16 protein-coding genes are annotated in these 22,009 nt (G+C 50.3%); 11 read left to right on the top strand and 5 right to left on the bottom strand.

From position 1 onward, the window contains the following. The first annotated feature begins 13 nt into the window (after nucleotides 1-13). From G8768_RS17405 to G8768_RS17390, 4 genes are all read left to right on the top strand, one after another. Nucleotides 14-1,987: a heme lyase CcmF/NrfE family subunit gene (locus tag G8768_RS17405; protein ID WP_166843673.1), complete on the top strand. Its 1,974-nt coding sequence runs from the start codon at nucleotides 14-16 to the stop codon at nucleotides 1,985-1,987. A 69-nt stretch (nucleotides 1,988-2,056) separates the two neighbouring features. Continuing rightward, on the top strand, nucleotides 2,057-2,587 hold the full coding sequence (locus G8768_RS17400; RefSeq protein ID WP_166843674.1) for a DsbE family thiol:disulfide interchange protein: 531 nt from the start codon (nucleotides 2,057-2,059) through the stop codon (nucleotides 2,585-2,587). A gap of 402 nt (nucleotides 2,588-2,989) precedes the next feature. Then, nucleotides 2,990-5,578 (top strand): TonB-dependent receptor plug domain-containing protein, encoded by a 2,589-nt coding sequence (locus tag G8768_RS17395; RefSeq protein WP_166843675.1) that lies wholly within the window; start codon nucleotides 2,990-2,992, stop codon nucleotides 5,576-5,578. A gap of 389 nt (nucleotides 5,579-5,967) precedes the next feature. Continuing rightward, nucleotides 5,968-8,535 carry a TonB-dependent receptor gene (locus G8768_RS17390; RefSeq protein WP_166843676.1) on the top strand — a complete coding sequence of 856 codons (2,568 nt, stop codon included), beginning with the start codon at nucleotides 5,968-5,970 and terminating at the stop codon, nucleotides 8,533-8,535. Nucleotides 8,536-8,634: 99 nt separating this feature from the next. Here G8768_RS17390 and pabB read toward each other — a convergent pair whose 3' ends face one another. Next, nucleotides 8,635-10,011: an aminodeoxychorismate synthase component I gene (gene pabB, locus G8768_RS17385; RefSeq protein ID WP_166843677.1), complete on the bottom strand. Its 1,377-nt coding sequence runs from the start codon at nucleotides 10,009-10,011 to the stop codon at nucleotides 8,635-8,637. A 511-nt stretch (nucleotides 10,012-10,522) separates the two neighbouring features. On the opposite strand from pabB, the gene G8768_RS21090 reads away from it, so the two are divergent. From G8768_RS21090 to rraA, 3 genes are all read left to right on the top strand, one after another. After that, on the top strand, nucleotides 10,523-11,479 hold the full coding sequence (locus G8768_RS21090) for an alpha/beta fold hydrolase (RefSeq protein ID WP_166843678.1): 957 nt from the start codon (nucleotides 10,523-10,525) through the stop codon (nucleotides 11,477-11,479). Continuing rightward, complete coding sequence (locus tag G8768_RS17375) at nucleotides 11,439-11,741, top strand: Rieske (2Fe-2S) protein (RefSeq protein ID WP_166843679.1); 303 nt, start codon at nucleotides 11,439-11,441, stop codon at nucleotides 11,739-11,741. Before G8768_RS21090 ends, G8768_RS17375 begins: the two co-directional genes overlap by 41 nt. Nucleotides 11,742-11,878: 137 nt before the next feature. After that, on the top strand, nucleotides 11,879-12,370 hold the full coding sequence (gene rraA / locus G8768_RS17370) for a ribonuclease E activity regulator RraA (RefSeq protein WP_166843680.1): 492 nt from the start codon (nucleotides 11,879-11,881) through the stop codon (nucleotides 12,368-12,370). Nucleotides 12,371-12,405: 35 nt separating this feature from the next. Here rraA and G8768_RS17365 read toward each other — a convergent pair whose 3' ends face one another. Beyond that, nucleotides 12,406-12,993 (bottom strand): DUF488 domain-containing protein, encoded by a 588-nt coding sequence (locus G8768_RS17365; protein WP_166843681.1) that lies wholly within the window; start codon nucleotides 12,991-12,993, stop codon nucleotides 12,406-12,408. Nucleotides 12,994-13,093: 100 nt separating this feature from the next. After that, nucleotides 13,094-14,596 carry a sodium/proton antiporter NhaB gene (gene nhaB / locus G8768_RS17360; RefSeq protein ID WP_166843682.1) on the bottom strand — a complete coding sequence of 501 codons (1,503 nt, stop codon included), beginning with the start codon at nucleotides 14,594-14,596 and terminating at the stop codon, nucleotides 13,094-13,096. 508 nt (nucleotides 14,597-15,104) lie between these two features. Here nhaB and G8768_RS17355 point away from each other — a divergent pair. Genes G8768_RS17355 through sohB form a run of 4 tightly spaced genes read left to right on the top strand, consistent with a single transcriptional unit; the run spans nucleotide 15,105 to nucleotide 19,460 of the window. Next, nucleotides 15,105-16,814, top strand: coding sequence for a FimL-related protein (locus G8768_RS17355; RefSeq protein ID WP_166843683.1), 1,710 nt, complete (start codon nucleotides 15,105-15,107; stop codon nucleotides 16,812-16,814). Beyond that, nucleotides 16,811-17,641 (top strand): NAD(+) diphosphatase, encoded by an 831-nt coding sequence (gene nudC / locus G8768_RS17350; RefSeq protein WP_166843684.1) that lies wholly within the window; start codon nucleotides 16,811-16,813, stop codon nucleotides 17,639-17,641. Before G8768_RS17355 ends, nudC begins: the two co-directional genes overlap by 4 nt. A 34-nt stretch (nucleotides 17,642-17,675) precedes the next feature. After that, complete coding sequence (locus G8768_RS17345) at nucleotides 17,676-18,326, top strand: hypothetical protein (RefSeq protein WP_166843685.1); 651 nt, start codon at nucleotides 17,676-17,678, stop codon at nucleotides 18,324-18,326. Between the two features lie 24 nt (nucleotides 18,327-18,350). Continuing rightward, on the top strand, nucleotides 18,351-19,460 hold the full coding sequence (gene sohB, locus G8768_RS17340; RefSeq protein WP_166843686.1) for a protease SohB: 1,110 nt from the start codon (nucleotides 18,351-18,353) through the stop codon (nucleotides 19,458-19,460). A gap of 95 nt (nucleotides 19,461-19,555) precedes the next feature. Here sohB and G8768_RS17335 read toward each other — a convergent pair whose 3' ends face one another. Both G8768_RS17335 and G8768_RS17330 read right to left on the bottom strand, forming a co-directional pair. Then, entirely contained in the window at nucleotides 19,556-20,050 is a 495-nt protein-coding gene (locus tag G8768_RS17335) for a DUF934 domain-containing protein (protein WP_166843687.1), read from the bottom strand. Beyond that, complete coding sequence (locus G8768_RS17330; protein WP_166843688.1) at nucleotides 20,034-21,698, bottom strand: nitrite/sulfite reductase; 1,665 nt, start codon at nucleotides 21,696-21,698, stop codon at nucleotides 20,034-20,036. Before G8768_RS17330 ends, G8768_RS17335 begins: the two co-directional genes overlap by 17 nt. Nucleotides 21,699-22,009: the final 311 nt, after the last annotated feature.

Here is a 22,009-nt window from a genome sequence, read left to right as displayed (position 1 = left end):
CTCTGGAGCCGTGATGACCGCTGAACTTGGACATATTGCCCTGATCGTTGCGTTGGGCCTTTCTTTTTTACTGGCTGCGATTCCAATGGTGGGCAGCTATCAAAATAATCTGTTGTGGATGCGCAGTTCCCGCAGTCTGGCGACGGGCGTATTTGTGTTTGTCGGGTTGGCGTATGCCTGTCTGACCATTTCTTTTATGGAAAGCGACTTCTCAGTTGCTTATGTTGCACAAACATCCAATTCTATGTTGCCCTGGTACTACAAGTTTTCTGCCGTCTGGGGTGGTCACGAGGGCTCCTTCCTGTTGTGGGTATTGATGCTTGCTGGTTGGACGTTTACCGTCGCCTGCCTGAGTCGTTCGTTGCCAATGGTTATGGTCGCTCGGGTGCTTTCTGTACTTGGCTTTTTGTGCATCGGCTTTTTGCTGTTTATGCTGCTGACCTCCAATCCTTTTGATCGACTGCTGCCCGATACGCCGAGTGAAGGTCGTGATCTCAATCCTCTATTGCAAGACCCCGCGTTTGTTTTTCATCCACCGGTGCTTTACATGGGTTACGTGGGGTTGAGTGTTAATTTCGCTTTTGCCATTGCCGCTTTGTTATCCGGTCGTTTGGATAGTGCCTGGGCGAGATGGTCGCGCCCGTGGGCGACGGCGGCCTGGGCGTTTTTAACCTTGGGCATCGCTTTGGGTAGCTGGTGGGCGTATTACGAACTTGGCTGGGGTGGCTGGTGGTTCTGGGACCCAGTGGAAAATGCCTCCTTTATGCCCTGGCTGGTATCGACGGCTTTGGTGCATTCACTTGCGGTCACTGAAAAGCGTGGCGTATTTAAAAGCTGGACCATTTTACTGGCCATCTTTGCATTCTCCTTGAGTTTGTTGGGCACCTTCCTGGTTCGATCCGGTGTGATTACGTCGGTACATGCTTTCGCTACTGATCCGGAGCGTGGTGTGTTTATTTTAGGTTTCCTTGGCGTAGTCGTGGGCGGTTCCTTGATGATCTATGCCTTAAAAGCACCGACGATGCGTGCGGTTGCAACCTTTGGGTGGATGTCACGGGAAATGTTCCTGCTGCTCAATAATATGCTGCTTGTGGTGATTATGCTGACCGTCTTGCTGGGCACCTTGTACCCTCTGATCGCTGATGCGATGGGAATGGGGCGTATCTCTGTTGGCCCGCCGTTTTTTAATGCGTTCTTTGTACCCCTGGTTCTCGCATTGAGTTTTTTCCTCGGGATTGGATCGATCTCCCAGTGGAAGAAGAGCAAGGGCGAACGCCTGGCTAATTTTTTATGGCTGCCTGCTGTGGTTGCGGTGGTTATGGGTTTACTGGTTGCGTTTATGTACGGCGACGCTTTCCATTGGAAAGGCTGGCTGTGTGCGGCAATCGGTTTTTGGGTTGTCGCGGTGAGCTTGCGCGACTGGTGGCATAAAGCCCGTGCAAAACGTGGCTCGACTGTTGCGCAACTGTTTAATATGAATGCCAGCTTTTATGCGATGGTGTGTGCCCATATCGGTTTGGGCTTAACGGTTATCGGTGGTGGTTTGAGTTCCATTTACAGCGTACAAAGTGATGTGCGTCTGGCACCCGGCGAAACTGTTAACGTGGGAGCTTACGAATTTAAATTCGAGGGCACTGAAGGTGTTCGAGGGCCTAACTATATCGCTGATCGAGCCAATGTCGTGGTCAGCCGGGACGGCAGTGAAGTGGCCACATTGGGTCCGGAAAAGCGTCGTTATTTTTCCGGCGGCAATATGATGACCGAAGCTGCGGTGGATTCCTCCATAGGTCGAGATCTTTACATGGCGATGGGTGAACATCTGGGTGAGGGCGCCTGGGCCGTTCGCGTGTATGTGAAACCCTTTATCATGTGGATCTGGCTCGGTTGCTTGCTGATGGGCTTTGGTGGCTTTATTGCGGTGGCCGACAAACGCTACCGTCGTTTGAAGGTGCTGCGTCCCGAAACGGAAGCACTTAAGCCAGCCTGATTATTTATGTTCTCTCCCAAGCGTGGCTTGTGAGAGAACGGATTTGAATACTTTCTGCCAGGAGAAATCATGGCGCGTTTAAAACTCTTTATTCCTCTCGCCATTTTTGTGGGGCTTGCGGCTCTGTTATGGAAGGGTTTGTCCCTGGACCCAACGGCAATGCCATCGGCTTTAAAAGATAAAGCGTTTCCCGCCTTTTCCCTGGGCGTTTTAAAAGACGAACAGGATTTCAAAACCGAAAAAGATTTTCTTGGTGAAATCACTTTGGTTAATGTGTGGGCCACCTGGTGTGTCGTGTGTCGCGTAGAGCATCCTTATCTGCTGGAGTTGGCGGAGCAGGGCGTACGAGTGGTTGGTGTCAATTATAAAGATCAGCCCGATGCAGCGCGCCAGTGGTTGGCTGAATTGAAAGACCCTTATGAATTCAGTGTTATGGACCGCGACGGTCGACTGGGTTTGGATCTCGGGGTTTTCGGTGCGCCGGAATCCTATTTAGTCGATCAACAAGGAATTATCCGCCACAAACATGTCGGCGTGGTTGACGACAAAGTTTGGCAGAGGGACTTCATGCCCATTATCAATGAGCTAAAGGGAAAATAAACACAGCAAACACGCCATAACTTGCCCGTTTTTAGCGACGAGGCGCCTTCCCGACTTGCAGCCATATTTTTATAATGTGCTGCAAGTTTGACTAATTTGAATAAATATACGTCGTTTAAGACTTTTTATCGAAATAAAAGCAAAGATTTATTCAACATTTTAGATATATATTTCAATTTAAAACTGTAATAATTGCTTCCAATGTCAGTGCTGATCGGTGCTTGAGCGTATTTGCCCAAGCATTTTCTGTGTTACCCATCGTCTAAGGTGGGGCGCAATATAAAGAATTAGCGCGGCACCATAGCGGGCTGGTAGAGACAAGAATGAACAAAAAACATTCACTGCCAGACCTCCCTAAAAATAATAATCGACCCAAATGGGTCATGTGATAGGAGAGCATCCATGTCTAACCGCAAGAATTCGCAGCGCCTGTTTTTAAAATCGGCCCTCGCGATTGCTGTTGCTGCCAGTGCTAACACCACGGTAGCGCAGATCAATAGTGATGATCAGTTACTCGAAGAAGTTGTCACCATTGGTACTCGTAAAGAAGGCTTGTCCCCTGAAGAAACACTGTCCCCAATCGATGTGATGGGTGGTAGTGAGCTGGGCCAACAAGCGTCTTTTAACCTAACCGATTCTCTAACCAAAGTTGCTCCGTCTCTGAATACTCAGCGTTTTCCAATCGCTGATGGTACCGCTTTTGTGCGACCGGTGACTCTGCGTAATTTGTCACCAGACCATACCTTGGTCACAGTGAATGGTACTCGTCGCCATCGTTCTGCACTGGTTAACTTGCAGCTGGCACCCTTGGGTACAACTAACCAGGGTTCGCAAGGTGTGGACTTTTCTGCCTTCCCATCCGCCGCGATCAAGCGCGTTGAAGTTCTGCGTGACGGTGCATCGGCACAGTACGGTTCTGACGCCATTGCCGGTGTAGTGAACCTGGTATTGAACGATTCCAACGAAGGCTTCAGTCTGGCTGCGCAGTACGGTGAGTACAGCGAAGGCGACGGTGAGCGTTCCATGGTGAGTGCGAACTTTGGTTTGCCGTTGACTGAAAATGGTTTTATCAATACCACCGTAGAATACAGCGCTTCTGACATCACCAGCCGTGGCACGCCGCGTCCTGATGCCGCTTCTGTTGGCGATATCGTGGGTGACAGCAATGTGCCATACAACGGTTTTGGTCAGCGTTGGGGTGACCCGGATATCGAAGCCCTGAAGCTGTTTGTGAACGCGGGTATCGATATCAACGAGACCACAGAAATTTACGGTAATTTCTCTTACCTGGACAACGAAACCCTGTCTGGTTTCTTCTACCGTACGCCGGTATTGCCAAACGCTGCTGATCAACAAAACATTGCGGCACGCACGACCTTGCAAATCGATGCCGATGGTGATGGTTTGCCTGACAATGCCTCTGCGGATATCGTGAACAGCATTGTGAATCAGGGTTTGAACCCTGCTGATTACCTGACAGCTGACAGCAACAGCCCAAGTGGTTTTGTTCTGCGCAACCCGATTCATGAATTGTTCCCGGGTGGTTACAGCCCATTGTTTGGTGCGAATATCAGTGACTACGGTGTGGTTCTGGGTGCGAAAGGTGAATTTAATCCTAACTTGACCTGGGATGTGCGCGTACGTTCTGCGGAAAACGAAGTGGAATACGTTCTGCAGCAAAGTATTAACCCAAGTTTGGGTCGCTTGTCTCCGACCAGCTTTAAACCCGGTACTCTGACTCAGGAAGAAACCGGTTTGAACGCTGATTTCGTGAAAACCTGGGACGACTCTCCATTGAACCTTGGTTTTGGTTTTGAGTGGCGTGAAGAGTCCTACAAAATCGGTGCCGGTGATGCTGCCTCAATTCAGGCTGGCCCAACCACCACCATTTTTGGTTTGGGTTCCGATGGTTTCCAGGGCTTCCCGGTTGAATCTGCCGGTACTTTTGACAGTGAAAGTTACGCAGTTTATGTCGACGCCGAAACCGACTTGACCGATCAATTGTCTGGTGCGGTTGCTTTGCGTTACGAAGACTTTGAAGAGTTTGGTTCAACTCTGGATTGGAAAATTTCCGGTCGTTTTGAATTCACCGAGCAATTCGCGGTTCGTGCGACAGCCAACACTGGTTTCCGTGCTCCAACGCCTGGTCAGGTGAACACTCTGAACGTCACCACAACGTCCGATTCCAGCGGTAACCTGATTCCAAGCGGTACTTACCCTGTGAATCATCCTATCGCTGTGGCTCTGGGTGCCCAGAACCTGACGCCGGAAGAGTCCACCAGCTACACCATTGGCTTTGTGTACACGCCGGGTGACAGCACCACCATTACCATGGACTTCTACGACATTACTATCGAAGACCGTATTGCGTTACAGAACTTCACCATTGGTGATGCTGAGTTGGCGCAACTGCAGGCCGCCGGTATCCCGAATGCGTCTTTGCTGCAGGGCAGTAACGGTAACTTCTTTGTGAACGGTTTTGAGTCCAACGTCTCCGGTATCGATTTGAACATTCACAGTTCATTTGAATTGGGTGATGGTCGTTTGGATGTGGATTTCCGCCACAACTACAACCAGCAGGATGTATCTGACATTAAGCCTGGTACCATTAATAACGGTCGTGTTTTCGATCTGGAAAACCAGGTGCCTGAGCACAACAGTGTGTTGAGCTTCAATTACACCCAGGATATTTTCGAGGGTCTGTTGCGTGTGAATCGCTACGGTGATTGGAAATCTACTGGCGGCTTGTTCGGCCCTGGCGATGGCAGTGATGTATTCAGCTATGGCAGTGCCGTACTGGTTGACTTGGAAGCACGTGTTGTCTTTGACGATAAGTACACTGTGGCAATCGGTGGTGAAAACATCTTTGATGAATACCCTGATCGTGAAGGCAATGGTGTTCTGAACTTCCTGGGGCAGCAGCATGCGATCACTTCGCCGTTTGGCTTCAATGGTGCCTTCTGGTATATGCGCGTCAGTGCAGACTTCTAATTCTAAAGTCTGAACTTATGCAAAAAGCCGGCCTTTGCGCCGGCTTTTTTTATGCCGGTCTTTTGTGGAAAGGGTTTTTCATTTCGGGGCATAAATTATTCATTTCAGTAATAAATGCGTAATACTTTCAAAATTGATTATCTAAAAATACGAAAAGCTTTTTTAATTGAGGTTTGGGCAGGGAAGCGAGATGCGATTTATTTTGTGCAAAAAGCATTCATGCTGTTTTAAAAATAATCTTATTGCTTTGTATGTAAATTAAAGTGGCGAAAAAAGACAGTGTAAATGGGAGTCTTGGAAAGTCTTAATTGACATGGCTGTTCTATAATAATTCGCTTTTTACTGTTTTAGCTATTGCTTATTTTTAGAACAATATTTTTGAGAAGAGTATGAAACACAATCGAATTCCGTTTCCCGTTAAAAGCCTGTCGGTTGCTGTCGCGTTTAGCGCTGTCGCTGCAACGCCGGTATGGGTTCAAGCGTCTTCCTTGTTGGAAGAGGTCGTGGTTACCGCGCAAAAGCGTGAACAAAACTTGCAGGATGTTCCAATTTCCATTTCCGCTTTCAGTGGTGACTCCCTGAAAGAAATGGGCGCCGAAAGCATCAGTGACATTGGCCGTGCGACGGCGGGTGTTGAGATGAATAATGAAAGCGTTACCCAGGCCAACTACAATGTTCGCGGCATTCAAACCGACGACTTTACGGTGGGTTCTGATCCGGCGATTGCTCTATACGTTGACGGCGTATATGCCGCACGTGGTGCTGGCGCCGAAATTCCTCTGGAGGATGTTGAACGCATCGAAATCCTGAAAGGCCCCCAAGGTACTTTGTTTGGTCGTAACGCCACAGGTGGCGCGATTCACTACATTACCAAAAAGCCAGGTGATGAAGCCGAGCGTGCCATCAACTTGAGCCTTGGCAATTACGGCAAGAAAAAAGCCAGCTTTGTGATTAATCAACCCATCAGCGATACGGTTGCTGCGCGTCTAAGTGGCACAGTAAACAATCGCAATGGTTATCTGAATAATGTGAATGGCCCGGATCTGAACGATGTTGACAGTCAGTCTGTGCGCGGTTCGATTCGTTGGGATGCAACCGACGACACCGAGGTAATCTGGCGCGGTGAGTACAGCGAGTTATCGCAAAATTCCGGTACCGTCTACACCACCACGCAAAGTGTATTCGCTGCGGGTAATGTGAATGGTCCATTCGATCTGTACGGCGATGTGTCTCTGGACACCACCTCTCTGGAAGAACGTGACCTGTTTGGTACGTCCATCGAAATCAATCACGAGTTTGAGTCAGCGACGTTCACATCGATCACAGCTTATCGTTCCATGAACGTTAACTTTGTGAATGATGAAGACGGTTCTTCCGATCCGGGTCACCATTTCTCATCTGAAAACATCGATGATCAGGATCAGATCTCCCAGGAATTCCGTCTGGTCGGCGAATGGGAAGACCTGAAGTGGACCGTGGGTGCGGCTTACAGTAAAGAGCATGTGGATCACATCACCGAAGCTACCGCGACGACCAACATGCTGGAAAACTTTGCAATTTATAATGCATTGTCGGCAAATCCGGATGCCTTGCTGGCTTCCCCGGTTCAAATTTCCGGCGCCCAGCTGGGTATCAATGCCAATTCCACTGAGCAGGAAGTTGCCGAGGTGGTTAATGGCGTACGCAGCACTCTGGTCGGTGCCGGCCTCGACGGCTTGGCCTTGTCCAGCTTTTTGTTCTCTGCTTACGCGGCGAACCCTAACCCATTTAACCCAAGCAGCCCATACGGTGCCTTGCACTTGGTTAGCTGTGGCCCGAGCAATGCCGGTGATGTTGCCGTTGCGGCGGGGCCAACGGCGGCCATTGGTGGTTGTTTGCTGCCCCAGATTCAGGCGCGTTTAAGCAACGATCCGGCCTGGCATGAATCAGTACGCAATACCGGTACTTATGAGAGCACGGCTTTGTACACCGATTTCACCTACGCGCTGAATGATTCTGTGAACATCAGTGCAGGCCTGCGTTACACCTACGACGAGAAAACTTTCACGGTGCAGACCGGTTATCGTCCGGAAAACAGTTTCCTGACCAATATTCTGGGGCAGCCGTTGCCACTGGGTTTGTTCTTCTTTAATGCGGGTAACGATGGTGGCAATGTCATTCAGCGTTATGACGAAGACTGGGATGCGCTCTCTGGCCGCTTTGTGGTGGATTACTTTATCAGCCAGGACGCGATGGTTTACGGCAGTGTATCAACCGGCTTTAAATCCGGTGGTTTCAACAGCTTGAGCTTTGGTCCGGGTATTAAGCCAACCTTTGATCAGGAAGAGGTGACCAACTATGAAGTCGGCTTTAAAGGCGATTTCCTGGAAGGTGACCTGCGCTACAACGTTGCGGCCTACTTCTACGAGTACGATAACAAGCAGGATCTGCAATTGATTGGTCCGGCGAATGCGATTCCAAGCTACAACATCACCACTGCCGATGCCGAGGGCAAAGGTGTGGACATGGAATTGTACTGGTCTGTAACGGATGCCTTCTTTATGTCGGCGAACTACAGCTTCCTGGATACTGAAATCACTCGTTACGACGTGATCTTTGGCGAGCGCGACCAAACTGGTCAGCCGTTGGCGAATACGCCCGAGCACAAATTCTACATTATGGGTGAGTACACGGTACCTGTGAGTATGGGCGACCTGGTTTTCCGCGGTGACTATAACTGGGTAGACGACCGTATTGGTCAGCTGCGTGGTGAGGAAATCGAGGATTACTTTACCGTCAATGCTCGTATCAGCCTGATCAGTTCCGATGATACCTGGAGCGTGGCTCTGTGGGCGAACAATCTGACCGATGAAGAAGATCTGTTGGATTATACCGGCCCAGGCAGTGCGGTAGGTTCTCACACCGTGGCGCGTCGTTTGCCGCGTATGGTTGGTGTGGATTTGGGCTATCGTTTCTAAACGTTGCCTGATATGCGTACCAACTGAAAACGGCGGCTTAATAGCCGCCGTTTTTGTATCCGCCGTTCCGCGATCTGGGCTCAGGCCTTTATCCGTCGCCTAGGGGGCGTTGTTCTCGAGGGTGGTTAACAGCTTCATGACTTTGGTCAGGCTTTCCTGATACTCCGAGTGGCTGTTGGAATCGGCAGTAATGCCGCCTCCGCCCCAGCAATGCACCTGTCCCTCGCCATCGTCCACCAGGGTGCGAATGGTGATCGAACTGTCCATATTGCCGTTGGCGCTGATATACACCATGCTGCCGCAATAGACGGAGCGGGCGTCCTGTTCCAGCTCTGCGATAATCTCCATGGCCCGCTTTTTGGGGGCGCCTGTGATTGAGCCGCCGGGGAAGCTGTCGCGCAACAACTCCAGGGCGCTGGCATCATCGGTCAGGCTGCCGGTGATGGTGCTCACCAGATGATGGACATTGGGGTAGCTTTCGAGGGCAAACAGTTCGGGGACACGCACGCTGCCAAGCTTGCAGTTGCGGCTGAGGTCGTTTCTCAGCAGATCCACAATCATCAGGTTTTCAGCCCGGTCCTTTTCGCTGCCCTGGAGTTCGCGAGCCAGTTGTCGATCGCTCTCGCTGTCGTGGCCCCGGGGAATGGTGCCCTTGATTGGCTTGGTCTCCACCTGATCGCCCTGGACGCGGATAAAGCGCTCTGGTGAGTGGCTGAGAATGGCACCTTTATCAAGCTGCATAAAGGCGCTGAAGGGCGAGGGCAGTGCCTGTCGCAACTTGAGATAGGCGCTGAGGGCTGAGCCTTGGAAATGGGCACTGAACTTCTGGGCAAAGTTTACCTGGTAGCAGTCGCCAGCTTGAATATAGTCCTGTATTCGGTCGATTTTTTGTGCATATTCTTCAGCGTTAATCTGTGCTCGAAACGGATCGCAGCGGTAGCCTTCTTCAAGCGTTTCTGGCTGAGGTGGACACTGACAGCGGGCAACGATATCGGCGATTATGGTGTGTTGTTCCGGGCCGATGTCAGGCCCCAGGCACCAGCTGCGTTGGCTGTGATGGTCTTGCACCAGCGCCCAGCTATAGAGCCCCAGTTGAGCATCGGCTAGCGGCAGCTTATTCGGACTGGCGGTTACTTTATTAAACGGCAATTGCATCCCGAAATCGTAACTGATGTAACCAATTAAGCCGCCGCAAAAAATATGGTTATTGGCGCACTCACTGGGTAAGCTCTGAATTTGCTGGTCAAGCAGTTCAAAAAAGTCGCCGTGGAATTCCCGTTTGTCGCCTTCTTCGCAGATGAAGCTTGTGCCGTTTTCATGGATCAGCTTGCGCAGGGGCAGGGCAGACATAATGTCGTAACGCCCACTGCGCTCGCCATGACAGCAACTGTCCAGCCAAACGGCATCATTTAAACCTGAAATGCGCTTGAATAATTCGGCGCTATCTGGAAAATAAGGTAAATCGAAACAAAGCATAAGGGTTTTGGCGGCCGCGTTGCTGGCTAAAACCTCGCATTTTAACGGTATGCCTGAGATAGAGCAAAATCGTCGTGGAAGTTTTGAATCGACGTTGCTCAGCTTGGGGCGGAACCGTGTTATTTTCTGTAATAGCCTCCCATTTATCTTCCACGTAAAATCCTTCTGTGCAGACATATTTTTGTCATGTGGGATAGCTCTATAGACAAGGGTTTGGAGAGAAAAGCTCAATATTCAGCTGAGCATCATCTTGCAAGTGTTTCAATTGTAACGATAAAAATTTTCCGATTAAGCCGAGGGTTGTCTTATAGAAAAATATTCTGATTTTTTCTGAATATTTTTCTGGCGATTCCGATATTTCACCTATACTTGTTCAGGCTACATTGTGGTTATTTGCTAGAGTATAAAAATCAGTCAAACGAAAAATAATCACCGAGAACAGCCGCTCATCAAGCGAGCTCTCGTCGAACAAAAAAAGCAAGACCTCCAGGGTGATAAAAAAGGATAACGAGTGAAAAGTAGCAGCCGATTATTTCCTGTCCGTTTAGAAAGTGCTGAGTCCCGAGGCGACTTGCTTGAGGACGTGTACGTAATCAAACCTAATAACAGTCCGGATAAAAGTGTTGAGCTGGCCATTACGCGTATTGGTGCCAGAGAGATTTCGCACATCGAGCATCCGCCGTTGATTCTGTTTCATGGCTGTTATCAAAATCATCAGATGTGGTTGGGTGAAAATTATTCCGGCCTGGGTCCGATGCTTGCGCGTCAAGGACTTGATGTCTGGTTGTTAGACGCCCGTGGTCATGGCTTGTCCGTTTTGAATGAAAGTTTTGAATCCAATACTCTCGCTGACTATGCCCGTTATGATATTCCTGCTGCCGTAGCTTTTGTTGCGGAGGTTTGTGGGCGTCCTCCTTTGTGGCTTGGGCACGCTGAAGGCTTTGGTGCCTTATTGATGTCACTTGCCAGCGGTGCCTTGCTGGAAACTTCTCTGGCGGCGGCGGTGGGCATTGGTGATCCATTCCCTTCGGGGAGCTTGCGTCGCTTACCGTTGGCCAATCACCTGGCTGATATGGTCAGCTTCAGTGATGCCCGCAATGGCGATTTGGGGCCTGAGCTTGAACCCAAAGCATTGCGTCACCAGCTCTGGCGTGAGCAGGGCGTATTCGGGCGTCGCGGTCGCAGCTTGAATATTGATCTGTGGTCAGCGGTGGGAGCATTGGGGCTTCCCCTGGCAATGCAGAGGTCTGAGGACGCCCAAAGGGGCGATGCCGGCTTGCTTAAACTGTTGGAGCAGGGCAAGCTTACTCGTCTGGATGGGGGATCTGATGAGGCGGAAGCCTTGTTGGAGCAGCTTGCCGCGGTTGATCGACTTGAGGCGTTCTGGCAGCCCCTGGAACAATGGTTTGGGCAGTTGGAGCTTCCGCTTGGCCTTTTACCCACTGATCAAATTGCACCAGCTTGTTGATGGCTATCGAGCCAGCTTCCGTATTGCCGGCCGTGAGATCCTTCTGATCCAGGAAAACGGCCGCAGCTATCTTCTGGACGCTCGTTGTCCCCACGCGGGACGTTCCCTGGCCCATGGCAGCTGTGACGGGCAAATATTGCGTTGCCCCGCCCACGGCATGGGATTTCGCCTGAGTGATTTGCAGTGTGTCGAACAGCCCAGCCTGCGATTAAGCCGATATCCGCTCGCCTATGATGGAGATACTCTGGGGATTGAGCTTTAAGTGCGCCAGCGGTTGATCCACATCTTCAGAATATAAATCATCTCAAAACCATAAATCTCCTGAATAACGGCTATAGCTTTGGTTTTCGGTCTTGCCTGCTAAGATGGACTTTTCAGTCTCTCGCCAAGGGAAATCCGATGACTATTGCTACCCCCGATTTATGCGACGCCTACCCCGATCTGGTTCGTGTCACCATTCCAACCATCACTCGCAATTTTGGCGGCCGGGAAAATTTCGGCGGTCAAATCGTGACCATTAAATGCCACGAAGACAATTCTCTGGTCAAAGAGCAGGCCGGCACCGACGGGCGCGGCAAGGTGATGGTTGTCGATGGTGGTGGCTCGCTGCGTCGTGCCTTGTTGGGGGATATGATTGCTGAGAACGCGGTTAAGAACGGATGGGAGGGCATCATTATCTACGGTTGTATTCGCGATGCTGCTGTAATGGCGACTCTGGATTTGGGTGTGCAGGCAATGGGTACCATTCCATTGAAAACCGAAAAGCGGGGCTTGGGTGATTTAAACGTTCCGGTAATGTTTGCGGGAGTGGATTTTATTCCCGGCGAATATGTATACGCCGACAGCAATGGAGTCGTGGTAAGTCGCGAAGCCCTTGAGATGCCAGCTTAGGTACGGGTTTTCATTGGGACTGGCTTTCTTTTCACTCATTCCGGCCGTTTATAATTCACCGCCCGGCATTGCGCCTCATAGGCTTGCCGGGTGATAGTGGCTTCATCACTGAGCATGTCACAACATAAGCCCTGATCCTCGACCAGACGATTCATCAGCGCCTGCTGATTTTCCAGTTCTCCATCGTGCAGAATGTGTTCGACGCTCCAGTCAATTTGTTCCTCAATAAATTTGGCTATCAATAAACTGCGATGACAGCTGGCCGGGTCTTTTTCGGCGCACATCATAGCAATGGTGTATTCCTTTTCCAGACCCTGTTTCAAGCGTTCTATGCCCTGCAAAAACAGATGACTCTGCTTGAGTTTGTCGAAATCAATCTGACGATTTTCGCTGTAGTGCGCGGGGTCCTTCGAGCGTGGGCCCAGCAGATCACCCATATAAATATAATGAATATTTTCTGCTCTCAAAGTGCGTTGCAGATTGGGTTGATCGTACTCTTTAAAACGAGCACTGAAGGGCACTGAGCGAACATCGACAAGGGCGTTTATCTGATAACATTGAAGTTGTTCGAGAAAGCTTGAGTAGCTTTTAGTGGCATAGCCAATACTGTAAATCGTCGCCATGATGTTGCAGAGATTGCGATTGAAAGCGTAAGAAATCGAAGTGTAGAGATAAAAATAGAATTCAGAAAAAAGGGCAGCGGATGCTGCCCTTTTTCAGGATTTATACGTAGGCAATAACGCAAGCGAGACCAACGCCGCCCAGTACAAAAGTATAGGGCAGAGCCATGATCACCATGCGGCCGTAAGACAAGCGAATCAATGGCGCCAGTGCAGAGGTCAGCAAGAACAGAAAGGCTGCTTGACCATTTGGAGTGGCTACCGATGGCAAGTTGGTGCCGGTGTTAATGGCAATCGCCAGCTTATCAAAATGTTCTTTGGTAATAGAGCCGGAATCCAGAGCCACTTTGATCTCGTTGATGTAAACGGTTGCAACGAACACGTTATCGGAAATCATGGACAGAATGCCGTTTGCCAAAAACAGCATCGGTGCTTGTTGTTCCGTTTCCAGGGAAAGAACCAGTGCCGTAATTGGCTCAAACAGATGCTGTGCGTGAATCACGGCAACGATGGCAAAGAACACGGCCAACAATGCGGTAAAGGGCAGGGCCTCTTCAAACGCGTGACCGATTTGGTGCTCGTCAATAATGCCGTTAAATGCCGTCAGCAATACGATGATCATCAAGCCAATCAGGCCCACCTCGGCAATATGTTGCGCCAGCGCAACCACCAGAATAACGCCGACAACCGCTTGAACGATCAAGGCCGCCTTGTCTTTAATGGAGCGTTTCTTGTCTTCTTCTTCAGCGAAGTCTTCCAGAACGTTGCGCACAGACTCCGGCAGGGTGGCGCCATAGCCAAACCAGCCGGTTTTCTCAAGAAGCAGGCAGGTAACCAGACCAGCTGCCAGCACAGGCATCGTTACCGGTGCCATCACCTTAACGAAGGTCATGAAGTCCCAGCCGGCAACGTTGGCAATCAACAGGTTCTGAGGTTCGCCAACTACGGTACAAACACCACCCAGAGCGGTACCGACTGCGCCATGCATGATCAGGCTGCGCAGGAAAGAGCGAAACTTATCCAGATCTTCACGGTGGTACTCGTAAACTTCTTCGTCCTGGCCGTGATCGTGGTCATGGTGAAACTTCTTACCGGATGCGATCTTGTGGTAAACCGAATAAAAGCCAACGGCGACGGTAATCAATACGGCCGTTACGGTCAGTGCATCGAGGAAGGCAGATAAAAATGCTGAGGCGAAACAGAATAAAAATGACAACAGCATCTTCGAGCGTATGCCCAGAAGAATTTTGGTGAAGACGTAGAGCAGCAAGTCCTTCATAAAGAAGATACCTGCGACCATAAACATCAGCAGTAAAATAACCGGGAAGTTAGCAAACAGCTCGTCTTTAACGGCTTCGGGCGTGGCCATGCCCATGGCGATGGCTTCAATGGCCAGTAATCCACCCGGTTGCAATGGGTAACATTTCAGCGCCATTGCCAGCGTAAAGATAAATTCCAGAATGATGATCCAGCCGGTGATGTATTTACCGACAGTTACCATCAGAATAGGGTTGATGACTAAGAAGGCGATAATGGCTTTTTTATACCAGTCCGGGGCATGCCCGAGAAAATTGCTGGTGAGCGCCTGGCCCATGGTTTTGGTCATTATAAGAATCCTTAGCTGTTGCTATCATCATCGAAGGTTGCGTTGATTTTAGACATTCACCGCCAGAAATCCACCGCTTTATCCTACAGCGGCGGTAATTACGAGATTATTAGCACCTTTACTTCAAAATGGATTACTTTCTGACCAGTGGGCGCCTAATAAAGCACCAGAAAAAGATTAAACAGGCGTCAATTCGCGTTCTATCGCTCTCCAGCTAGCCAGCTTTTACCCGTCTATGTTACTGTCGCCTTTGATTTTTTCCGCGCGATCAGGGCTTCTGTCGACCGCGTCCGAAAATGAATTCAATAATCGCGATAGACTGCTCCATGAGCAGAGTTATCGCTACAACAAGTAATGCCCTATATTTGAATGATGCCGGGGCGTTTTGTATATAAATGCGCCAGTTGGCGCGTTTTTAGTCAGGAGAAAGCAATCCGCTGCCGAGCTACACGAAGATGTGGTCGTGCAGGGATTCGCAGGATAGGAATCGCCCAGAAGGTAATATGCGGTGACGGATTTATACAAACAACTCGTTTCTCTGAGTTTGGTCTCCCCTGAGCTCAATTCCAACGTTGAGATGGCGGTCGTAAAGCTGGAGCAGTTCAGCCGCGAAACCGACAATATGGACCTTCTCAATGACGCCATCGCACTGGTGTCCCAAATTCATGGGGCATTGCGTATGGTGCAACTGAGTGGCGTGGAGCTGCTCAGCAGTGAATTACTGCGTTTACTGGAAGCCATTTCTCAGGGGCGTGCCGTTGGCACCGATGATTTTGCCGCAATCAGTGCCAGTCTGTTTATTTTACCTCGCTATCTGGAGCTGACCGCGCAGCGCAAGTTGAATCTGCCGGATTTACTGTTACCCCAGATTAATGAATTGCGCGCTTGCAGCCAGCAGGCGCCACTGCCGGAAAGTTACTTCTTTCCCGCTAACCTGCATGTATTAAAAGCGCCGGATAAAAGCAGCAGCAGTATTCGGGAAGAGTTCAGTGGTCTGTGTCGTCGGCTGCGTCATATGTACCAGCTGGGCTTGTTACAGACCATTCGATCACCGAATATGAATGCCCTGGGCTTAATGGAGCGTTCCTTGCAGCGATTGCAAGCCATTTGCGGTGGATATCGCTTTGCGACGTTTTGGTGGGTTGCCGGTGCGGCGGTAAATGCTCTGCAGCAGGGTGTTACCCTGACCGCCGGCCGCAAGATTTTATTGCGAAACATCGATCGCGAAATTCGCCGTTTGCAACAGGAAGGTGAAGCGGTACTGGATCAGCCTCCGAAGCTGGAATTGCTGCGCGAGCTGCTGTATCTGGCCAGCCAGGGCTTACCTGATGAAGAACTGACGGAACAATTACAGGAATGTCTGTCCGAAACTCCATGGTACAGTGAAGTTGAACTCAAGAAGTTCCAGTCGGAGTTGCATGGCCCGAGTTTGAACACTGTGCATTCTGTGGTGCAGGCGCTGGCGGAAGAGTTTAAAGTCAGTCAATCCATTCTGGAGATGGCCTCACAGGCTGGCGAAAACCTGATCGTTGATTTTGAAGAGCTGATTGCTACGTTGGAGCGCATTACCGATGCTTTGTCGGTGCTTGGCCTCAGTCGTGCCCATGAAATTATGCGCGAACAGGTGAAAAAGATTCAGGACTGGCACGACGGCGAAGTGGAATACGAGAGTGAAGGCCTTGTGGCCGTTGCAGACGCCCTGGTTTATGTCGAAAGCACTGTCGCCGGTTTGGAGAATTTGTCCCTGTCAGATGACAATCTGGATCAGCTTAACCATTTGGCCACACGTGAAGCGGTGGCGGGTAACCAACTGGCCGAAGCCGAGGCGATTGTCATTGCCGAAAGTCAGTCGGGTCTGATGATGGTCAAGCGTGCTTTGTCTTCCTATTCCGAAGCGAATTACGATCTTAATCACATTGGCAATATCAGTCACACCATTACGAGTGTGCGCGGCGGCTTGAACATGATCAGTCTGAAGCGTGCCGGTGCGATGGTGGACTCCATTCAGCAGTTTGTTGATCAAATTTTACTCTCTGGTGCGCAGCCACCGGCTCTGGATACCTTATTGGAAACCCTGGCCGATGCCATCATCAGCCTTGAATATTATCTTGCCAGCTACGGTGCGTTGCAGCAGGCTGATGAATCGATTTTGATTCTCGGCGAAGAAAGCATGATGTCTCTCGGCTTTCCGGTTTCCGTGCCGGCTGAAGAAGAATGAGTCGAATTGTTCACCCGCAGGATCTGGGTAAAGCCGCGCAAAATTTTAAAGCGGGTTGCGCGATTTTATTGATTGCCGAGGAGGGTGTCTGGGCCAGCGATCAACACTGGCAGACCGTCGGCTTTGACTGGTGGCAGGGCAACGCCGAGGCATTGGGGCTCGGCCTCGACGATGTTCATTATGTTGCCGAATTCGATGGTCAGGATTACTTTGCAATCTATTTGGAATCCAGCGATGCGATGCAGAATGGCCAGTGGCAGGGTTTACGCCAGCTTCTGCCTCATCTGAATGAAGCGGAATTTGAACTTCTGGGACGCGCCAGCCAGATTTGCCAGTGGGACCGCAATCATCGCTTTTGTGGTCACTGTGGCCATGTGACCCATTACCATCCCAAAGACCGTGCTCGTGCCTGCGACAATTGCGGCTTGCACAGTTATCCCCGAATTTCCCCTTGTATCATTGTGTTGGTAAGTCGTGGCGAGTACTGCCTGTTGGCACGCCATCAGCGTTATAAAACACCGATGTTCAGTTGCCTGGCAGGCTTCATTGAGGCGGGAGAGAGTGCTGAGCAATGCGTCTCCCGTGAAGTTTTTGAAGAGGTCGGCATTACGGTGCATGAGCTGACCTATCAGGGGAGCCAATCCTGGCCATTTCCTGGCCAGTTAATGCTCGGTTTCAGGGCCGAGTACAAATCGGGCGATATCCTTATCGATGAAGAGGAAATTGCCGAAGCTGGCTGGTATCATTACAGCCAATTGCCTCTTGTTCCCCCAAGGGAAAGTATTTCCGGGCAGCTGATACAAGAGTTCGTCGACAGTTTTAGCTAAATATCATTCAGTTACGAGCAACAAAGGGTATGGCATGGTTTACATAAGCTTGGCCATCGGCATAGGAATGCTGAGCGTATTACTGCTGTATTTTGGCCTGCGCATGATTTTGCGTACCGGTTGGCTACTCGGTTTTATACGTGGTTGCTGCGCGAGCGTCATTATTGTTATGGCGGTATTGGTAGGCTTGGCAGCTTATGATATCTACAGCTATCAGCAGCTCAATGAACCCAAGGTGATTGCTACGCTCAGCACCCGTGAGTTGGCGCCTCAGGAATTTGAAGTGAATGTGCTGTTCGACAATGGTCAGGAGCAACGCTTTGAACTGAAGGGCGATCAATGGCAGGTGGATGCTCGTATCATTCGCTGGCCGGATTTTGGTGGTCTCTTGCGATTGAAACCGGGCTTTCGTCTGGATCGTATCAGCGGTCGCTACTACGCCCTTGGGCAAGAGCGCGATAGTGAACGCAGTGTTCACGCCTTACACGACAGTATCAGTGTTGATATCTGGCAGTTATTGCAAAACAACTACCGTCGTCTGTCTTTGCAGCGCACCACTTTTGGCAGCGCAACGTTTATGCCGATGGTGGATGACGGCCTGTATGAAATCAGCCTGAGTGCAAATGGTCTTGCGGCAAAGCCGTTGAATGAAAAGGCCAGCGAAGCACTGAATCAATGGCGCTAGTGCGCCAAGCGATAGGAGAATATTTTGGAGTTTTTGAGTGAATACGGCCTGTTTCTGGCCAAGGCGATTACGATTGTTATCGCCATTGGCTTTGTGGCCGCGATTCTGGCATCGGCCAAGCGCGGTGCGAATGAAGAGCAGGGCTCTATTGAAGTCAAAAAGCTGAATGATCAATACGATCAGTACCGTGAGCAGTTGCGTGCTGCAACCCTCGAACCGGAAACCTACAAAAACCTGCAAAAAGAAGAAGCCAAGTCCAAAAAGCAGGCGGCAAAAGACGCTAAAAAAGAAGCCAAGAAAAAAGTTAAAGACAGCTCCGATAAAGGCAGTGCCGAAAAAGGCAGCAGCGAAAGCGAAGAGGTCACTGCGGATGATAAGCCCAAGCGCACTTTTGTTCTGGACTTTGATGGCGATGTTAAAGCCAGTCCGGTGGAGTCCATGCGTGAAGAAATCAGTGCCTTGCTAACCATTGCGGAAGCGGGTGATGAGGTGGTGCTGCGTTTGGAAAGTGGCGGTGGCATGGTTCACAGCTATGGCTTGGCGGCCAGTCAGCTGGATCGTATTCGCAAAGCTGAGTTAAAACTGACCATCTGTGTTGATAAAGTGGCCGCAAGCGGTGGTTATATGATGGCCTGTGTGGGCGATAAAATTCTCGCGGCACCGTTTGCTCTGGTGGGGTCTATTGGTGTGTTGGCTCAGCTTCCCAACTTTAATCGTCTGTTGAAAAAACACGATGTGGATATGGAAGTGCTGACCGCCGGCGAATACAAGCGCACCTTGACGATGTTTGGCGAAAACACTGAAAAGGGTCGCGCCAAGTTTATTGAAGAATTGGAAGAAACCCACGATCTGTTTAAGCACTATGTCAGTGATCGTCGGCCCACTCTGAACATTGCTGAGGTTGCAACGGGTGAGGTGTGGTATGGCATTAAAGCTATTGAAAACCAATTGATCGATGAGATTCAAACCAGCGATGAATATCTGCAATCCCAAGCCAAAGAGGGTGATGTTTATCAGCTGAGTTACACTCACAAGAAAACTGTCGCTGAGAAGCTGGGTTTATCGGTTGAGGCAAGCATAGATCGTCTGGCCACCAAATGGTGGGGTAGAGCGAATCAGCGCCGTTTTTGGTAATTTCAAAATAGCCAGAATGTAACGAGACATAAAGACGAGACATAAAAAAGCCCCGCACTGCGGGGCTTTTTTATGGAAGATGATTCGATTGTCGTTTAGCGACGGCGAAACAATGGCGCCTTGTCAGCGGATGCCTGATAGGCTTCCTGCAAATCACCCAGGGAAGCTTTGGCCGCTTCAAGATCTTCTTCATTCAATGCAAAGGCGTTAAAACCACAACGCTGCAAGTAGCACAACTGATCACGAATAAACGCACCGCTGGCTCGCAATTCACCCTTAAAGGCGAAGCGATCACGAATCAGGAAAGCTGCTGAAAAGCCGCGGCCATCCATAAACGCTGGAAAATCAAAAGCCAGTAGTGGCAAGCTTGCGTAGTCTTCGGCCAGCACTTCAATATCGTCATCAATACCGATTTGTATACCGATATCGTTGCGGTTCTTCAAAGCGTCTCTTTGCTCAAGCCAAACATTCAGTGGCACAATCCATTGACCTTCGGGAACCGTTACCTCGGCGGCAGATTCGCCTTCGTTCAGTGATAAGGATTGCCAGGAATCTTCGCAAACCTGGCCGTCTTTAATGATCTTTGGCATAGACTCGTTCCTTAAATGGCGCCATCCCTATGCGTTGATAGGTCTGTAAAAACTCTTCGCCTTCAATACGGTTTTCGACAAAAATATTGAGGATCTTCTCAAGAACCAGCGGGATCTCGTCGGCTTCAAAAGCCGGTCCCAATACTTTGCCCAGTTTGGTGTCATTGCCCGCGTTACCGCCCAACTGAACCTGATAAAACTCCTGGCCTTTTTTATCCACACCCAGAATGCCGATGTGGCCAACGTGGTGGTGGGCGCAGGCGTTCATACAGCCAGAAATGTTTAAATCCAGATCACCAAGATCATAGAGATAATCCATGTCGGAGAAACGGCGCTGAATGGCGTCGGCAATTGGAATGGATTTGGCGTTGGCCAATGAACAGTAGTCACCGCCGGGGCAGCATATGATGTCGGTCATGGTGCCAATATTGGGCGTCGCAAAACCGGCAGCTTTAACTTTTTCCCACAGCTCAAACAGGCGGTCTTTTTCAACATCACCCAGAACAATGTTTTGTTCGTGAGTGGTGCGTGCTTCACCAAAGCTGTATTCATCGGCCAGATCGGCAATGATTTCCAGCTGCTTGTCAGTAACATCACCGGGCGCAACACCTGTTGGTTTTAAAGACAGGGTGACGGAGGCGTAGTCGGCTTTTTTGTGCTGGCGAACATTGCGGGTCAGCCACTTATCAAAGGCTTTGTGTTCTGCGCGCAGCTCGTCCAGCTTGGCATCGACAGCGGCACTGTCGAATGATTTGTATGCAGGCTCGGTAAAGAAGCTCTTGGCGCGTTCGATTTCTTCTCGCGTCAGTCGGGTATAACCATCGCGAATGCGTTGCCATTCTTCCTCAACCAGCTCTGCAAAGGCTTCCGGGCCCATGGCCTTCACAAGAATTTTGATGCGAGCTTTGTATTTGTTGTCACGGCGGCCTTTTTGGTTGTAGACACGCAGTACAGCATCCAGGTAGCTCAGTAACTCTTGCTCAGGAAGGAACTCACGGATCACGCTGCCCACAAGTGGGGTGCGGCCTAAGCCGCCACCGACACGCACGCGGAAGCCGGTTTCGCCGGCTTCGTTTTCATACAGGTCCAGGCCAATATCGTGCACTTGGCTAGCCGCGCGATCTTCTTTTGCAGCGTTTACTGCAATCTTGAATTTGCGAGGCAGAAAGGCGAATTCGGGGTGCAGGGTAGACCACTGGCGAATAATCTCGCAGTACGGGCGAGGGTCCAGCAATTCATCTTCAGCGATGCCGGCAAACTGGTCGGCGGTGGTGTTGCGAATACAGTTACCGCTGGATTGGGTCGCATGCATTTCGACCTCGGCCAGCTCGGCCAGAATCGCAGGTACGTCTGCCAAATCTGGCCAGTTGAACTGAATATTCTGACGGGTGCTGATGTGTACATAGCCTTTATCGTAGTCGCGGGCCACGCGGGCTACGCGACGCAATTGACCGCTGTTGATCATGCCGTAGGGCACGTTCACTCGCAGCATGGGTGCGAGGCGTTGTACGTAAAGGCCGTTCTGAAGGCGCAGTGGTAAAAAGGCTTCTTCGGCCAGGTCGCCGGAGAGGTAGCGTTCGGTTTGTTGGCGAAACTGCTCAACCCGCTGTCGCAAGATGCTATGGTCGTGCTGATCGTAGATGTACATATACTCAGGCCATCTTTAAGCAAATGGTATAAAAATCAGAATCTTCCCAGGGAATATTCCATTGCTTGGGGATGTGGCTGGATATGCGGTCTTTTGCCGCATTTGGCCTATACTATACCCCTAGGTTCACGCGTAGAGCGGCACGATACCAGCTCTCGATAGAATATAAAACTATTGCGTGTTCATATGTTAAGAACAAATGAGAATATGGTAAAAATCATCTTGCAGCCATAAGTATTAGAGATACAATCAAAAGTAGCTACTTCGTACATTGAATAATCTATAACAGGCGGAGCTATAACGATGAATGA

It is taken from the genome of Pseudoteredinibacter isoporae, from assembly GCF_011602085.1.
GTDB lineage: Bacteria > Pseudomonadota > Gammaproteobacteria > Pseudomonadales > Cellvibrionaceae > Pseudoteredinibacter > Pseudoteredinibacter isoporae.
The sequence above is the reverse complement of the archived record's forward strand: the minus strand, read 5'-3'. Positions and strand labels throughout refer to the sequence as shown.

Coding starts and splice junctions, on each gene's coding strand:
- G8768_RS17405 (WP_166843673.1), top strand. CDS start 14: ATGACCGCTGAACTTGGACATATTGCCCTGATCGTTGCGTTGGGCCTT.
- G8768_RS17400 (WP_166843674.1), top strand. CDS start 2,057: ATGGCGCGTTTAAAACTCTTTATTCCTCTCGCCATTTTTGTGGGGCTT.
- G8768_RS17395 (WP_166843675.1), top strand. CDS start 2,990: ATGTCTAACCGCAAGAATTCGCAGCGCCTGTTTTTAAAATCGGCCCTC.
- G8768_RS17390 (WP_166843676.1), top strand. CDS start 5,968: ATGAAACACAATCGAATTCCGTTTCCCGTTAAAAGCCTGTCGGTTGCT.
- pabB (WP_166843677.1), bottom strand. CDS start 10,011: ATGCTTTGTTTCGATTTACCTTATTTTCCAGATAGCGCCGAATTATTC.
- rraA (WP_166843680.1), top strand. CDS start 11,879: ATGACTATTGCTACCCCCGATTTATGCGACGCCTACCCCGATCTGGTT.
- G8768_RS17365 (WP_166843681.1), bottom strand. CDS start 12,993: ATGGCGACGATTTACAGTATTGGCTATGCCACTAAAAGCTACTCAAGC.
- nhaB (WP_166843682.1), bottom strand. CDS start 14,596: ATGACCAAAACCATGGGCCAGGCGCTCACCAGCAATTTTCTCGGGCAT.
- nudC (WP_166843684.1), top strand. CDS start 16,811: ATGAGTCGAATTGTTCACCCGCAGGATCTGGGTAAAGCCGCGCAAAAT.
- G8768_RS17345 (WP_166843685.1), top strand. CDS start 17,676: ATGGTTTACATAAGCTTGGCCATCGGCATAGGAATGCTGAGCGTATTA.
- G8768_RS17335 (WP_166843687.1), bottom strand. CDS start 20,050: ATGCCAAAGATCATTAAAGACGGCCAGGTTTGCGAAGATTCCTGGCAA.
- G8768_RS17330 (WP_166843688.1), bottom strand. CDS start 21,698: ATGTACATCTACGATCAGCACGACCATAGCATCTTGCGACAGCGGGTT.